The following is a 14,473-nucleotide window of genomic DNA, read 5'->3' as shown; positions in this document are numbered from 1 at the left end:
TAATACATAACGAGCACCATCCTTTGTACAAGGATATAGTACCTGTTATATTGACAATATCGATGTCTATTTAGTGCATGGGGTCGTTAGATGGGTACTCACATTAAACATTATAGGAATGTATTCTTCATCTTTACCCTAAGCTTAGGCGTAGCCGGAGCTGCCCGATCTACATTACTATCAAGAATCATCAGTGCCCTTATTATCCTGATCCTTTTAAAACAGCCCAAACAAGATTTATATATTGATTCCTATTTAAGTATCCAACCAGAAATTGAAACAATCACAAAAATATTAAAAACAGGTATTCCAACCGGCATTGAAAATGGTATGTTTCAATTTGGAAAACTCGTCATTCAATCCACTGTATCCACAATGGGATCAACCGCCATTGCCGCCCAAGTCATGGTGGCCATGCTAGAAAGTTTTGCATGTCAAGCAAGCATCGGTATTGGACTTGGTATGATGACTGTCGTAGGAAAATGTGTAGGTGCTAAAGAATACGAACAAGCGAAACACTATACAATCTTACTCACAAAATATGCATGGATAGCCTGCATTATATGTTGTGCAATAATCATGTTTCCAATTCAACAAATCACTAGTCTTGCTAGAATGGAGCCAGAAAGTGCCAAACTAGCCATTTGGTTAACACGCATTGTCTTCACATACAAAATGATATTCTGGACACCCTCATTCTTACCAGGCTATGGCCTAAGAGCTGCTGGTGATGTCAAATTTAGTATGATCACATCCACTCTATCTATGTGGATCTGCAGAGTTGTAGTCACAATCTTTTTAGTCCATCAATTCCATATGGGCCCATTAGCTGTATGGATTGGTATGGGATCTGATTGAACAGTACGCTCATTTATTTTCTTAGCTCGTTTTAAATCAAATAAGTGGCTAGAACATAAGGTCATCTATCACAAAAAGAGTAGTTCACGCTACTCCTTTAAAAATCTAATTGTTCACAAACAGAAGCATAAATATCTTGTTGCGTTAAAAGAGTGTCAATCAAATAATTTCTTTCAAAATCATATTCATCTGAATCATCATTTCTTTTGATAATGGTTCATTCACTGTTTTTAACATATAATCAAACAACCGAAAATGATTTTGTGTTTCGAGTGCATCATCTGAATCCATTGTTAAATCGTTCGTTTCAAATATTCTTATTGTTTGATCCTTTGACAATTTAGAGCCTTCAATTTTATTAGGATGATACGCAAAGTTGATTTGTGTCCACACATACAAATTCGAATGTGAAATCAACTCGTTTTTAATATTAGTCATACTTTCTTAAATATTTGTCCCATAAAATACTGTAGCTGTATCTTCCACCAAGGCCAATCATGATAGACATCATAACCCCAGAAATCACACCAAGCCTTGATTTGTTGATCATATAGAATGGTGCTGATTTGTCTTAATGATTCAACGCATTCTTGTTCCCAATTGCCTTGTCCTACACAAAAGATCAATTTGGATTGTCTATACAATTCCATATAGGGATGATCTAAAGCCATATTTTTCATGTAGGCACATGGATTATTATGGTACGTATTTTCATCATGATAATCTCCATAGAATATTTCTGTATCATAAATGCCAGATAAGGCTAATAAGGCATCGAATTGATTTGGGAAACGGAAAATTAAATTAGCGGCATGCGTTGCACCTAGACTTGCCCCTGCAACCATCCACTTATCATGATTGTTCATCTTTTCTTGTACACTAGGAATTAATTCTGAAAGAATATATTCAAACCAAAGTTCATGTTTCAACATACGCACCTTTGTATTATAAGGATAAGACCAAGTTTCTGTATCCAAAGTATCACACGTTACGATCGTTAATTGATTGGCTTCAATCCATTTAGAAACTTCATGAATCATACCACGATCTTCCCATTCAAAAAAACGTCCATTTTGGCTTGGAATAGCTAGACACAACTTACCGCCTTGGCCATAGATTTTATATTCCATTTCACGATCCAAACAATTTGAATACTCTTTTATATATTGCACTTGCATGGTGTTACCCCTTTCATAAAAATTTTGTTTTATTATAGCACATTTTATTGAGTTTTAAGGTTTCTTGCTTTATAATTGTACTGTTTTTGACAGGAAAGTGAGTGACAGTATGTCCAATAAAGAAAAAATTCTTAACATTGCCGTTATCGCCCACGTTGATGCCGGTAAAAGTACGTTAGTAGATGCGTTTTTAAGACAGAGTGATGTTTTCCGTGACAACGAAGAAGTTGTTAACTGCATCATGGACTCAAACGATCTAGAACGTGAACGTGGAATTACTATTTATTCTAAAAACTGTTCCGTTATTCATAACGGTGTAAAAATTAATATTGTAGATACGCCAGGTCACGCCGACTTCTCAAGTGAAGTTGAACGTATTATCCGTACCGTAGATACAGTTATCTTATTAGTTGATGCGAGTGAAGGTCCAATGCCTCAGACTCGTTTCGTATTATCAAAAGCTTTGGAAATTGGTTTAAAACCTATTCTATTGATCAACAAGATCGATAAGAAAGACCAAAGAGCTGAAGAAGTTGTCGATGAAGTTTACGAATTGTTCTTAGACTTAAATGCCAACGACGAACAATTAGACTTCCCTATCCTTTATGGTGTAGCTAGAGAAGGACGTGTTCAATATGACCTTAAAACACCTAGCGACAACATCGACCCATTATTCGATACAATCTTAAAACATTGTGATGTATATCCAGATATGGATGAAGAACCTCTTCAAATGCAAGTATCTGCCTTGGCATACGATGAATACATTGGTCGTTTAGGAATTGGACGTTTATATTCAGGTGTTTTAAAACAAGGTCAACAATATATTCGTTGTAACCAATCTGGATTGAATGCCAAAGAAAGCTTATCTAAATTATTCGTATACAAAGGATTATCTAGAACAAGCGTTCCAGAAGCACATTCAGGAGATATCGTTGTTATTGCGGGTATGCCAGATATTAGTATTGGTGATACAATCTGTACAGCTGATCATGTTGAACCAATGGAACACATTGAAATTGAAGAACCAACTCTATCAATGAACTTCCATGTTAACTCAAGTCCATTTGCCGGACAAAGTGGTAAGTATGTGACAAGTCGTAACTTAAAAGAAAGACTTGAAAAAGAACTAGAAGTAAACGTTGGATTAAAGGTTGAACCAACCGATTCAGCCGATTGCTTCAAAGTAAGTGGTCGTGGTGAATTGCATATTTCTGTATTGATTGAAAATATGCGTCGAGAAGGTTATGAACTAGCTGTTTCTAAGCCAGAGGTTATCCTACACAAAGACGAAAATGGACACAAAGTAGAACCAATCGAAGAAGTTGTATGTTTAGCTCCAGAAGAATATTCAGGAACAATCATCAACAAATTAAATCTTCGTAAGGGTGTTATGCAAGATATGTCTGAAGAAAATGGATATGTTAAGATCGTGTATACAGCACCTACTCGTGGTTTATTAGGTTTCCGTTCAGAATTTATCAATGATACACACGGTGAAGGTACATTAGTACGTCGTATTAGTGGTTATGAACCATATAAAGGAGAAATCGCACAACGTATGGAAGGTGCTATGATTTCAACTGAAACTGGTGAAGCTATGACTTACGCCCTATGGAACCTTCAAGAACGTGGTCAATTATTCATTTCTCCACAAACACCTGTTTATGAAGGTATGATCATTGGTCAAAGTTCTAAAAACATCGATTTGGATGTTAACCCATTAAAGAACAAGAAATTAACAGCCATCCGTTCAAGTGGTCGTGATGAAGCTATGCTATTAACACCACCAAAAATCTTCTCACTAGAAGAAGCATTAGAATGGATCAACGATGATGAATTAGTAGAAGTTACACCAGATGCGATTCGTATCCGTAAAAAAGGTTTAACGGCTCTAGATCGTCGTAACTTGTATCGTCAAAAGATGAATGCTCAATAAGGCTTGGATAATTCCAAGTCTTTTTATTCAGCCCACTCTATTGCTTATTTTATGATAATAAACATGTACGAAATATGTATTAGGGTGAATGGCACGTGTACTATAGGTAGGCCTCTACGCCTACCCATTTCTTTTTATATGGAATACGAAAAAGGTAGGTACACAACACCTACCAAGTTACGTGGGCTCATCACCCTAATACTTATCTATTACCAGCTTCCGCCGCCTCCGCCACCGGCGCCTCCACCAGAGAAGCCACCAAAGCTAGAGCCCATGCTATCGGCTGTACTTTTCATTTGTTCTGTTTGATAATCCATTAAATTCTCATGAATCGGTTCATACATATTTCTTGTCAACATTCTGTAATAGAAATAAGAAGAGTATGGATCTGAATAATAAGAATCATACCAATCTGGTTGTGCCAAAGGAATCGTACTAAATTTCTTTGTCCACATTTCAGATAATCCAAATACCATCGCATATGGAATGACATCATAATAATAAGATGGATTTTCTAAAGATAATCTTTCCAATTGTGGTACTTCTGCCTTTTCAACAAAGTCTTTAAAACCTAATAGTTCAGGAGCTACACTTTTAAAGTATTCACTCACCACATTAAATTTAGAAATCAAAAGTATTGGTAGTGAAACAACCACAATGCCTATCATCATAAATTCAAATGGTACAATACTTAGAATCGAATCGCATTGTCTATAAATAAAGTATGCTAGAATCAAAATAAACGCAATACTTAATACTTTCTTTAATACAACTAGTTTATTCTTGTTAAATACATTTGTTGCTGCTGCAGAATAATTTAAAACCATCATAAGCACAAAGCTAAATGTCGCAAAAATGGTTTCAATCAAATTATCTACAATACTATATCGAGTATTGAATAAGATACATACAATCATACAAATCGTGGCTAGAATAATCGTCGCAAAGCCATGATCAATTGTTGATAAATTCTTATCTCCACTAAATTCATCATTCAAAGCTTCTTTGGCATCATCCATAGCCTTACCAAACTTACTTGATAATTTTGATAATTTCACACTATTTTTAGTTTTAAACAATCCGTTATAAATCTTCTTTTGATGCTTTAAAATCGGTGGTTCATGATTCTCTACCTTTGTAAGTACTAAATCATCCTCTTTTTCAGAAATGGTTAAATATCCCTTACTAGCCCAATATGGAATCAATGCCACTAAATCTTCTTGATCCACGGACTCATCTACAATCGTTCCAACCATAGCTGGATCCATATCTTTTAGTGGATAGAAATTCACAATTGGTGTAATATGCGTTTTCTTTAATAAGAATGCACGAATCAAACTATATAAGCCAAATAGAATAGCTAACCCTAAAAAGACAAATGGAGTCTTTGAAGTTGTTTGTTTGGCACCTACAAAATAGTTCTTTCTTAACTTACCAAAGATGGTAATGGCTTGTTTTACACCAATATCATAGGCATCTCCACTAATAGAATTCGAAGTAATGATTGGAGTTACATTTAAATCATTCGATTGATTTCCTAGACTTCCACTAAAGACTTTAATATTAGACATCTCATCTTCTGTCAAAGCCTTCTCAAATTGAATATCAAAATTAAAATGAGAAATGGTTGTATCCCAATTGTTTCCAAGTACAGAATAATAAATAAAATCTAAATCTGAATGATAATCTTCTGGAATCACAATCTTGTATGTCAACGTATAGGTGTGGGGGCCAATGATTGTATAGTCTGCACTTCCAATTTGAATCACACGATTCCCAGAATCACTATCTACATCATACTCATCATTTAATACGTTGATATCTTTAATTTTTAACTTATACTTTTCATCACGATTGATATACATCGTTTCTGGAATATTACGATAAATACCATGACGATAACTTGAAAAGTTCACATCAATCACTTCTTTAACATCAATTGTATTATCCGAATTGTATGTGGCATTCACCGTATAATTATCAATTGTATATCCTCCATCATCAGCATATATGTCGATACATCCAAAACAAAGTACAAATGCGAATAAGAAGGCAAAGACCTTCTTAAAATTTAACTTGAACATTTTCTCTTTCCGAAGCATTGGCCACTTCAAACATTGTTTTCTTTTCGAAATGGAATAAAGATGCCACAATATTTGTCGGAACACTCATGATCACATCATTATATTCACGAACTAAAGCATTATAGTATTTACGAGAATTTGCGATATCCTCCTCGACCTTCTTCAATTGGTTTTGAAGATCCATAAAATTTGTGTTGGCCTTTAAATCCGGATATTGTTCTGCCACCGCAAAAATACCCTGAATCGCATTTGTGATCTTATTTTCACTATCCATAACATCCTTTGATGTTTTTGCCATATTTCTTTGTGCAATCACTGAACTCAATGTATCCGCCTCATGTTTCGCATATCCCTTCACTGTTTCTACTAAGTTAGGAATCAAATCAAAACGCTTCTTCAAATACACGTCCATTGTAGAAAAACCTTCATCTACCTTATTTGATAAACGAACAAGTTTATTGTAGCTAGACATTAAGAATAGTACTAATAAAACTAAAACAACAATAACAATAACTAGAATCATAATTAAATCCTCCTAGATTGATTATACTCTATTTTTGATAAAATGAGAAATATAGAAAGGAATCGTCATTATGTACAAAACTATTTTAAAATGGATCTTACCCATTCTTATTTGTTTATCAAGTTTTTATATGGTTGCACAAAAAACATCAACACCCGAATTTCATGAGCAATCCATTCAATATTTAGACGAAAAAAGAAATACGGTCATGACACTAGCCGTATCGAGTGCTGCCATCTCTACATCCATTACCATTTTACCAGGAGATACAGGAACTCCCATTGCGAATGACTTAGCGGATTTAAGTTCAAAATTCTTATTAGTTCTAGGAGCCATCTATTTAGAAAAATACGCTTTGACACTCACATGCATGGTCACCTTTAAATACATCATTCCAATACTTTGTTTGGCATGGCTAGTCAACAACGTCATAAAATGGGATTAGTTAAGAATTGTATGTATTAAGATTGGCATTATGGCGGTAGCGACGTGCCTAATCATGCCTTGTAGTGTAAAATTATCTAAAACAATTAAAGCCACCTATGAAACAAGTATTCAAGAAACGATTAATAACGCGAACAACATCCAGAAAAATATCAAAAAGGATAAAGAAAATAAAAACTTCTTCGGAAAAGCAGCTGAAGCATTTTCTTCAACAGCACAAAAATATACGAAGACGTTTAACAAGTCATTAAACAATTTCATGGAAGCTACAGCCATCATGATCGTAACATCTTGTGTTATACCCATCCTTGTAATTCTATTCTTCTTATGGTTTATCCAAACCATCAGTGGCATGACAATCAACACAAAATGACTAACAACATTCAATCCTGTTTCTAAAGTACAAAAACAATTATTAAATCCAAAAGAATAATGAATTTGGCATCTTCGGATGCCATTTTTTAATGGAAAACAAAAAAAGTAGAAGCACATGACTTCTACTTCACACTCATATATATTACCAGTCTGTCGCAATATCTAATTGAGTATCTGAATTTTGCGTAAAACTTCCAGTATCACAGACGATTCCTTTTCCTAATGAAGTTTCTACAATTGTACCTCTAGGATATTTATTTAAATCGGCCGCAACAATAATATAATCCCCCAACATTTTCGCACCATCTTCACGAACCCAATATGCATCATTATTTCCCATACCACGCATAATGTCGACTACTCCTGACATATTTAAATTATAGTATGTTTCTTTACCACTAGGTCCATAATAAATACCACCAGAGGCAGTAAGTGCATTCACATTACTAATGTATTGTGAAAGTGATGGTTGCGAGTAAACGATTTGTGTAACAGCATTGTAGTTATTTTGAATGAACTGCATATCATTCAATAAATCTGGCTGTTCCATACTCATTTCTTCAACGCTCTTCGACTCTTCTTGTTTCTTGCTAGATTCTTCCTCGATATTTTGAATCTGTTCTTCGAATTTCTCTTTTAATTCTTCAGTTCCATTTTTTGTATCAACACGCATTAAGATATTTTCATCTGTGCCATTTGACTTGGCATAGACCTTACTTTCTTCCCCAATAACTGATGATGTTGTTAGTAATGTTAATGTAAGTGTCGACATCAATAAACCTGAAACTAACCCTTTTCTTAATAAACTACTCTCTAAATTTTCTTCTATTATAAAGTTCAAAACACCCTCCAATCTTCCCCTTAAACCTCATAAAATACGAGGCAAATGTTGTCAAATAATTGAAAACAACAATTAATACTATACACAATTCTAAAAAAAATGCAAATTTTGACCTAAAAAAAGGCCGTTTCATGCCAAATGTGGCGAGAACGACCCATTTTTTTAAATTTAATGTGGAAAATAATCATACAATAATCGTAACCCCAACTTTCCATATCTGATTCAAAAAGTGCAAATTCAACGTTGCCAAACGATTATGCTTGTCATACTTCACAATATAATCATCCATATTCTTTAGTGGACCTTGAGTCACATGAATCTTTTTATTCACTAATTTACCATACGACATTCTTAGAACCTTTTCATCATCCAACAACATGTTCAAAATACGAATCTCCTCATCCGTTAAAGCTGAAACTTCCTCTTCATATTTCAATTCATGAATAAAAACACTCTGCAAAGGAAACTTTCTAAAAATGCGATCCACTTCTACCTGTGACAATTTACTCACCACAAATACATAGCCACCGAATAAAGTTCGCAATTGGATCTGTTTAGAAACCCTATGATAAAACTCCATCTTAGGACTAAACGCAAAAATACCCTCGTTTTCATTCAAGTATTTACATACTTCCTCTTCCTTAGAACGTATGGTCAATAATACATACCAATGTTCATCCAAATTCATACATAAAACCCTTTCATTTCATATACTAAAAGTATAAAGTGGTTAGTTAGCTATGTCAAATCGATTAAACCGGTAAATCAATTTCTGGTTCTTCTTCAAAAGTCGGTAAGTTCTCTAAATCTAATTCTTCAAATCTTTCATAATCAAAATAAGGTTCATCGATGAACGGATTCCAATTCATACAATAACTATATACATAATCCTTTTGTTTATCTGTTAAACCACTTAGTAGTTCATCAATCGCTTCTTCCTCACGCAACCCAAACAACCACTGTAAATCATACGCACTATTCCCTCTATCTACCCAACAATGAAGTCTCTCCTTCTCTTTCTTTGTGAGTTTATTTTCCTTTAAAAATTTTCTTAATTCATTCTTACGAATTCTATATTTACTTTTACTCTTCTTTTTCATAAACAAAAAATAAGGATATGCACATGGCATACCCTAATATCTTTTATAAACTTTTTAATTCTTCTGTGATCGCATTGATTGCTTCATCAACCTTAGAAGCATCCTTACCACCGGCTTGAGCCATATCTGGCTTTCCTCCACCATTACCAGAACAGATTTGAGCCGCTTTCTTAACCAATTGACCGGCATGTACACCAGCCTTAACAGCCTCTTTACCTGCACCAGACACAAAGACAGCCTTTTCACCATTTGTATTCACAAAGAATACAACCATCTTGTCATCACTAGCCTTTAAGTTAGAAACAATATCCTTCAATGCACCTGCATCCATTCCAGAAACAGACTTGATCAATACATTGACTTTTCCAAAATCTTTAGCTTCAGTAGCCCACTCTTTAGACTTCAAAGTAAAGATTTGGTTTTTCAAGTTATCGATTTCCTTCTGCATATCACGCATAGTCTTATATGCAGCTTCAACCTTTGTATCAATATTCTTAATACCCTTTTGTTTAGCACTATCCGCAATATTCTCTAACATATTGTGTTCTTGTGCAAAATCTTGGTAAGCCGCAAACTTAGTCTTAGCCGTAATACGACGAGAATCCGAACCAATACTTTCCTCACTAATGATCTTACATAGACCAATCTGAGCTGTGTTTTCTACATGACATCCAGCACAGAATTCCTTAGATACATCACCCATTGTTACAACACGAACTGTATCTCCATACTTTTCATCAAATAATGCAGTGGCACCAGATCTCTTAGCCTCTTCAATAGGCATTACTTCTTTCGTTACTGGATATGCCGCACTAATATATTCATTCACAATACGTTCTACTTCAGCCAATTGTTCAGCCGTAACCTTTTCATAATGATTGAAGTCAAAACGTAAATATTCAGGACAATTATAAGAGCCAGCCTGGTGAATATGATCACCCAATACCTTAACTAAAGCCGACTGCAACAAGTGCGTACAAGAGTGGTTCGCTGTAGTTGCCAAACGATCTTTGACATTCACTTCACCATATAAAGACATACCTTTTTCTAATACACCACTATTGATTTTAACTGTGTGAATATGCTGTTTATTACGAGTCTTTTGAACATCCAATACTTCTACTTCTACACCATCAGCCGTAAACACTCCCTTATCGGCAACCTGTCCACCACTTTCTGCATAGAAACAAGTTTCATCTAAAATGATCATACCTTCATCTTCTAAAGAATCAACCATCTTACCCTCTGCATTAAATAACGCAATGATCTTACCATCACAAGATAAGTGATCATAACCAATAAATTCACTAGGCTCATTGAAGTTCATCAATTCTTCATTTTGAGACGCAAAAGAATCCTTTACATTACGCGCATTACGAGCACGCTCTTTTTGTTTATTCATCTCTGCATCAAACTCATCACGACTTACACTGATTCCACTTTCCTCGGCAATTTCTTGCGTCAATTCAAATGGGAATCCATATGTATCATATAATTTGAAGACAACTTCACCACTAAGCTTTCCATCCTTAGCCTTACTGATCTCTTCATCCAATAAAGCCTGACCAACCTTTAAAGTCTTCTTGAAAGTTTCTTCTTCAACCTTAATCAATTTTTGATTGAACACTACATGCTCTTGTAAGTATGGATAAAAATCCTTCATTAAATCTGCAACAACAGGAACTAATTTATATAAGAATGGTTCATCCAAACCTAATTTTAAACCATAACGAACAGCACGACGAAGTACACGACGAAGCACATAACCACGACCACTATTTGAGAAGTTAGCACCATCACTCAACGCAAAAGTAACTGTACGAACGTGGTCCGCAATAACACGGTAAGCCATCTTATATTCACCTTCATAAGGATGTTTCGCCATAGCTTCTGTTGCACGAATAATAGGTAAGAATAAATCCGTATCAAAGTTTGTTTCTCCATCCTGAACTAAGGCAACCAAACGCTCAAGACCCATACCTGTATCAATGTTCTTCTGAGGAAGTTCCTTATAATCTTTACGATCTATACTTGGATCACAATCATATTGAGAGAATACGACATTCCATACTTCTACATAACGATCATTTTCCATTTCATCAAAGAATAATTTTTCTCCCAATCCCTCAGGATCATATTTTTCTCCACGATCAAAGAAAATTTCACTGTCAGGTCCACCAGGTCCCTTACCAATTTCCCAGAAGTTATCATCTGTCTTTAAAATATGACTAGGGTCTACGCCACAAATTGTAGTCCATACTTCATAAGCACGCGCATCATCTGTATATACAGACACATACAATCTGTCCTTATCAATCCCCATCCATTCTTCGCTTGTTAAAAATTCCCATGCAAACTGAATTGCCTCATCTTTGAAATAATCTCCAATTGAGAAGTTTCCTAACATTTCAAAGAATGTGTGGTGACGAGCTGTACGACCTACATTTTCAATATCATTCGTACGAATTGATTTCTGCGCATTCGCAATACGATTTGAAGCCGGTTTTTCACTACCATCAAAATATTTTTTCAAAGCCGCAACACCCGCATTGATCCATAATAACGTTGGGTCATTGTGCGGAATCAAACTTGCGCCCGGCTCAATCATATGCCCTTTAGATTTAAAATAATCCAAGAACATCTGACGAATCTGATTACCAGTTAATTGTTTCATCTTTTCTCCTCCAATAAAAAAACGCTCCTATTTCTAGGAACGTATAATTACGCGGTACCATCCTAGTTCATTTTTCAAAATTGAAAAATGCCCTCAATTCACTCGTTAACGCCGACTACGTTTCAACTCCAAAGTAGCTTCAAATTAAAAGACTCGAAGAGCTTTCACCAAACGCCCTCTCTCTATGCACAAGAACTTTTAATCCTACTTATCTTCTTCACTGTCGAATCGATAAAATTTTAACACTCTTTCCATATTTCTGCAAGACGAATCACACCATCTAACATCAATTCTTTACTCATACACGCAAAAGACAATCCTACACGCCCATTCGAAATACTAATTGCGACACTATTCGATTCACACAAATCCCTAAAGCGTGATATATCCACATCTAAATTTAACCAATACGCCATATACGTCTCATCCAAAATATACGAACAACCCATATGTGCATCAATCAATTTTTTTAAATACAAATGCTTCTCCTTATACTCACGAACAAGCTTTCTTAAATGTTTCTGCAAATACCCATCCACAATATATTGCGTAAAAGCCACCTGCTCAATTTTACTCGTCGTTGGACCAAAATAAGAAGCACTATACTTATGCATATACTCCTCATTTAAAATCATATACCCAATACGAAGACTCGGTAATAATAGTCTTGAAAACGAAGAAAAATAAATCACATTCTTACTTTTCGAACACAACGAAGTCTTGATTTTAGAAGCATACACAAGCTCCCCATTATAATCATCCTCAAGAATCAAAACATTCTCTAAAGAAACGAATTCTTCACGAACCCTTTCACTCATAGACTGCCTATCAGGCGTAAAACAAGTCGTATTCACATAGACGACATCCACATTCAACCTTTTAATATCCCTCACAATAGAATTTGGATTTAAATATTCAACATGAAAACCATACGACAAAAACACCTGCTTAGCCTGATCATCCACCAAAGTCGATAAACCAACCACCTTATTCTTATCTAACATCCCACAAAATATATACAACAAAGACTGATAGTTTGAACCAATCACCATCTGCTCTGGAAAACACAAAATATTCCGATTCTGATACACATACTTACATAGAGCCTGTCTTAATCCATACTCACCCTGTGCTAGACCATAACTTGACATCAAACGTTTATCATTCAAAACACCCTTCATATATCTTTTCCAAATCGTCGTTTCAAACGAATCAAAAGAAACCGACTGAATCCGAAAATCATAATCATACGATTTTTCTTTGTGACTCGAACTATAATCCAATATCTCCTGATGCAGTAAGATACGCTCCGAATTCATACTCACCACATAACCCACTTTTTCCTTACTCGAAATAAACCCATCCAACACCAACTTATTATATGCATTTTCCACCGTAGTTTTAGACACATTCATCTTCTTTACACATTCACGAATCGAATCCACACGATCCCCATATTTTAAGATTCCAGAAAGAATGGATTCCTTATACAAATCATAAATCACCTGATATTTCTTCATACAACTGTCCCCTATTTATTTTTTATAATTGTATATTTTTTTATATACAGAAACAAGTATAATAGTCACTAAGTTACAGAAAGAAGGAAAAATTATGAAAAACAAACAAACATATGAAATCGTACTAACCGGACTAGGTATGGCACTCGTATTTGTCGCAACCATGTTCATCAAAATACCAAACACATTAGACGGATACTTCAATCTAGGAGACGGATTCATCCTATTATTCGCAAGCTTTTTAAATCCATTTGAAAGCTTCTTGATTGGAGGCTTAGGAAGCGCACTAGCCGATGTAGCCGGAGGATACGGACACTACTTCTTCTTTACCATAATCATCAAAGGACTAGAAGGAATCGTAGTATCCCTACCTATGAAAAACTACTCTAAACCGAAACAAATCTCAAGCTACGTATTAGGATCTGTCATTATGGTATTTGGATACTTTATTGCCAAATACATATTAAAAGGAAGCTGGATCGTAGCCGCAAGTGAAATTCCAGCCAACGTAGTCCAAGGAGCTGCAGGTATTGTGATTGCACTTATTGTATATCCAATGGTAAAGAAAATCGTACAAGATAAATTAAATAGGGTAGAGGGATAAAATAAAATTGTCGTCCCTCCCGTTGAACCATACGTACGGGTCTCGTATACGGCTCTACATTTATATCGTAATCACAAACTCTTAAGATAGTAATCTAGGGGATGGACTAATCCAGGTCTATCTCCTATTTTATTGCCTAGAACAGTTGGTGATAATATGAAGTTCACTACATCTAGTCCACTTCTTCTATACCATCCTAATCTTGAATTAGCACATTTAAAGATATCTTCATGGTTAAATCTACATTTACCTGAATTATTCATGAAAATATAAAAATCCGTAGAATGTTCCTAATTTAAAGGAAATCTACGAATTTTTCTTATCACCCATTGG

14 protein-coding genes and 1 other annotated feature are annotated in these 14,473 nt (G+C 35.1%); of the genes, 5 read left to right on the top strand and 9 right to left on the bottom strand.

Annotation, left to right across the window (positions count from 1 at the left end):
* Positions 1 to 90: 90 nt before the first annotated feature.
* Positions 91 to 858 carry an MATE family efflux transporter gene (locus LJE08_RS10670; RefSeq protein WP_227403190.1) on the top strand — a complete coding sequence of 256 codons (768 nt, stop codon included), beginning with the start codon at positions 91 to 93 and terminating at the stop codon, positions 856 to 858.
* A gap of 159 nt (positions 859 to 1,017) precedes the next feature.
* Here the strand turns inward: LJE08_RS10670 and LJE08_RS10665 are convergent, their stop codons facing one another.
* Both LJE08_RS10665 and LJE08_RS10660 read right to left on the bottom strand, forming a co-directional pair.
* On the bottom strand, positions 1,018 to 1,296 hold the full coding sequence (locus LJE08_RS10665) for a hypothetical protein (RefSeq protein WP_217256361.1): 279 nt from the start codon (positions 1,294 to 1,296) through the stop codon (positions 1,018 to 1,020).
* Positions 1,293 to 2,036: an esterase family protein gene (locus LJE08_RS10660; RefSeq protein WP_117925143.1), complete on the bottom strand. Its 744-nt coding sequence runs from the start codon at positions 2,034 to 2,036 to the stop codon at positions 1,293 to 1,295. The genes LJE08_RS10665 and LJE08_RS10660 overlap by 4 nt, the downstream gene beginning before the upstream one ends.
* A gap of 109 nt (positions 2,037 to 2,145) precedes the next feature.
* Here LJE08_RS10660 and typA point away from each other — a divergent pair, with 109 nt between their 5' ends.
* On the top strand, positions 2,146 to 3,975 hold the full coding sequence (gene typA / locus LJE08_RS10655) for a translational GTPase TypA (RefSeq protein WP_117570795.1): 1,830 nt from the start codon (positions 2,146 to 2,148) through the stop codon (positions 3,973 to 3,975).
* Positions 3,976 to 4,184: 209 nt separating this feature from the next.
* On the opposite strand, the gene LJE08_RS10650 is transcribed toward typA, so the two are convergent.
* A complete protein-coding gene (locus LJE08_RS10650; protein ID WP_186999592.1) occupies positions 4,185 to 6,059 on the bottom strand; it encodes a DUF2207 domain-containing protein in 1,875 nt (624 codons plus the stop codon).
* Entirely contained in the window at positions 6,040 to 6,582 is a 543-nt protein-coding gene (locus tag LJE08_RS10645) for a LemA family protein (protein WP_186999591.1), read from the bottom strand. Before LJE08_RS10645 ends, LJE08_RS10650 begins: the two co-directional genes overlap by 20 nt.
* Positions 6,583 to 6,652: 70 nt before the next feature.
* Here LJE08_RS10645 and LJE08_RS10640 point away from each other — a divergent pair, with 70 nt between their 5' ends.
* A complete protein-coding gene (locus tag LJE08_RS10640; protein ID WP_227403189.1) occupies positions 6,653 to 7,027 on the top strand; it encodes a hypothetical protein in 375 nt (124 codons plus the stop codon).
* Between the two features lie 30 nt (positions 7,028 to 7,057).
* On the top strand, positions 7,058 to 7,399 hold the full coding sequence (locus tag LJE08_RS10635) for a hypothetical protein (RefSeq protein WP_227403188.1): 342 nt from the start codon (positions 7,058 to 7,060) through the stop codon (positions 7,397 to 7,399).
* Between the two features lie 144 nt (positions 7,400 to 7,543).
* Here LJE08_RS10635 and LJE08_RS10630 read toward each other — a convergent pair whose 3' ends face one another.
* The 5 genes from LJE08_RS10630 to LJE08_RS10610 all read right to left on the bottom strand — a co-directional run bounded on the left by LJE08_RS10630 (position 7,544) and on the right by LJE08_RS10610 (position 13,536).
* Positions 7,544 to 8,242 carry a hypothetical protein gene (locus tag LJE08_RS10630; RefSeq protein ID WP_227403187.1) on the bottom strand — a complete coding sequence of 233 codons (699 nt, stop codon included), beginning with the start codon at positions 8,240 to 8,242 and terminating at the stop codon, positions 7,544 to 7,546.
* A 184-nt stretch (positions 8,243 to 8,426) separates the two neighbouring features.
* On the bottom strand, positions 8,427 to 8,930 hold the full coding sequence (locus LJE08_RS10625; protein WP_117925129.1) for a transcription termination/antitermination NusG family protein: 504 nt from the start codon (positions 8,928 to 8,930) through the stop codon (positions 8,427 to 8,429).
* A gap of 64 nt (positions 8,931 to 8,994) precedes the next feature.
* Positions 8,995 to 9,342: a hypothetical protein gene (locus LJE08_RS10620; protein WP_217256365.1), complete on the bottom strand. Its 348-nt coding sequence runs from the start codon at positions 9,340 to 9,342 to the stop codon at positions 8,995 to 8,997.
* 43 nt (positions 9,343 to 9,385) lie between these two features.
* Positions 9,386 to 12,016, bottom strand: coding sequence for an alanine--tRNA ligase (gene alaS, locus LJE08_RS10615; RefSeq protein ID WP_186999587.1), 2,631 nt, complete (start codon positions 12,014 to 12,016; stop codon positions 9,386 to 9,388).
* A gap of 32 nt (positions 12,017 to 12,048) precedes the next feature.
* Positions 12,049 to 12,246 (bottom strand) — a binding site (T-box leader).
* A 9-nt stretch (positions 12,247 to 12,255) separates the two neighbouring features.
* Positions 12,256 to 13,536: a PLP-dependent aminotransferase family protein gene (locus LJE08_RS10610; RefSeq protein ID WP_217256366.1), complete on the bottom strand. Its 1,281-nt coding sequence runs from the start codon at positions 13,534 to 13,536 to the stop codon at positions 12,256 to 12,258.
* Positions 13,537 to 13,630: 94 nt separating this feature from the next.
* On the opposite strand from LJE08_RS10610, the gene LJE08_RS10605 reads away from it, so the two are divergent.
* Positions 13,631 to 14,140 (top strand): ECF transporter S component, encoded by a 510-nt coding sequence (locus tag LJE08_RS10605; protein ID WP_117925121.1) that lies wholly within the window; start codon positions 13,631 to 13,633, stop codon positions 14,138 to 14,140.
* The last annotated feature ends 333 nt before the right edge of the window (positions 14,141 to 14,473 follow it).

The sequence above is a fragment of the Holdemanella sp. DFI.5.55 genome (assembly GCF_020593575.1).
Taxonomy (GTDB): Bacteria; Bacillota_I; Bacilli_A; order Erysipelotrichales; family Erysipelotrichaceae; genus Holdemanella; species Holdemanella hominis.
Note: the sequence above shows the minus strand (reverse complement) of the source record. Positions and strands in the feature narration are given on the sequence as shown.

Bases quoted from the DNA above. Each gene is read 5' to 3' on its own strand.
- LJE08_RS10670 (WP_227403190.1), top strand. From the start codon at position 91: ATGGGTACTCACATTAAACATTATAGGAATGTATTCTTCATCTTTACC.
- LJE08_RS10665 (WP_217256361.1), bottom strand. From the start codon at position 1,296: ATGACTAATATTAAAAACGAGTTGATTTCACATTCGAATTTGTATGTG.
- LJE08_RS10660 (WP_117925143.1), bottom strand. From the start codon at position 2,036: ATGCAAGTGCAATATATAAAAGAGTATTCAAATTGTTTGGATCGTGAA.
- typA (WP_117570795.1), top strand. From the start codon at position 2,146: ATGTCCAATAAAGAAAAAATTCTTAACATTGCCGTTATCGCCCACGTT.
- LJE08_RS10650 (WP_186999592.1), bottom strand. From the start codon at position 6,059: ATGTTCAAGTTAAATTTTAAGAAGGTCTTTGCCTTCTTATTCGCATTT.
- LJE08_RS10645 (WP_186999591.1), bottom strand. From the start codon at position 6,582: ATGATTCTAGTTATTGTTATTGTTGTTTTAGTTTTATTAGTACTATTC.
- LJE08_RS10640 (WP_227403189.1), top strand. From the start codon at position 6,653: ATGTACAAAACTATTTTAAAATGGATCTTACCCATTCTTATTTGTTTA.
- LJE08_RS10635 (WP_227403188.1), top strand. From the start codon at position 7,058: ATGGCGGTAGCGACGTGCCTAATCATGCCTTGTAGTGTAAAATTATCT.
- LJE08_RS10625 (WP_117925129.1), bottom strand. From the start codon at position 8,930: ATGAATTTGGATGAACATTGGTATGTATTATTGACCATACGTTCTAAG.
- LJE08_RS10620 (WP_217256365.1), bottom strand. From the start codon at position 9,342: ATGAAAAAGAAGAGTAAAAGTAAATATAGAATTCGTAAGAATGAATTA.
- alaS (WP_186999587.1), bottom strand. From the start codon at position 12,016: ATGAAACAATTAACTGGTAATCAGATTCGTCAGATGTTCTTGGATTAT.
- LJE08_RS10610 (WP_217256366.1), bottom strand. From the start codon at position 13,536: ATGAAGAAATATCAGGTGATTTATGATTTGTATAAGGAATCCATTCTT.
- LJE08_RS10605 (WP_117925121.1), top strand. From the start codon at position 13,631: ATGAAAAACAAACAAACATATGAAATCGTACTAACCGGACTAGGTATG.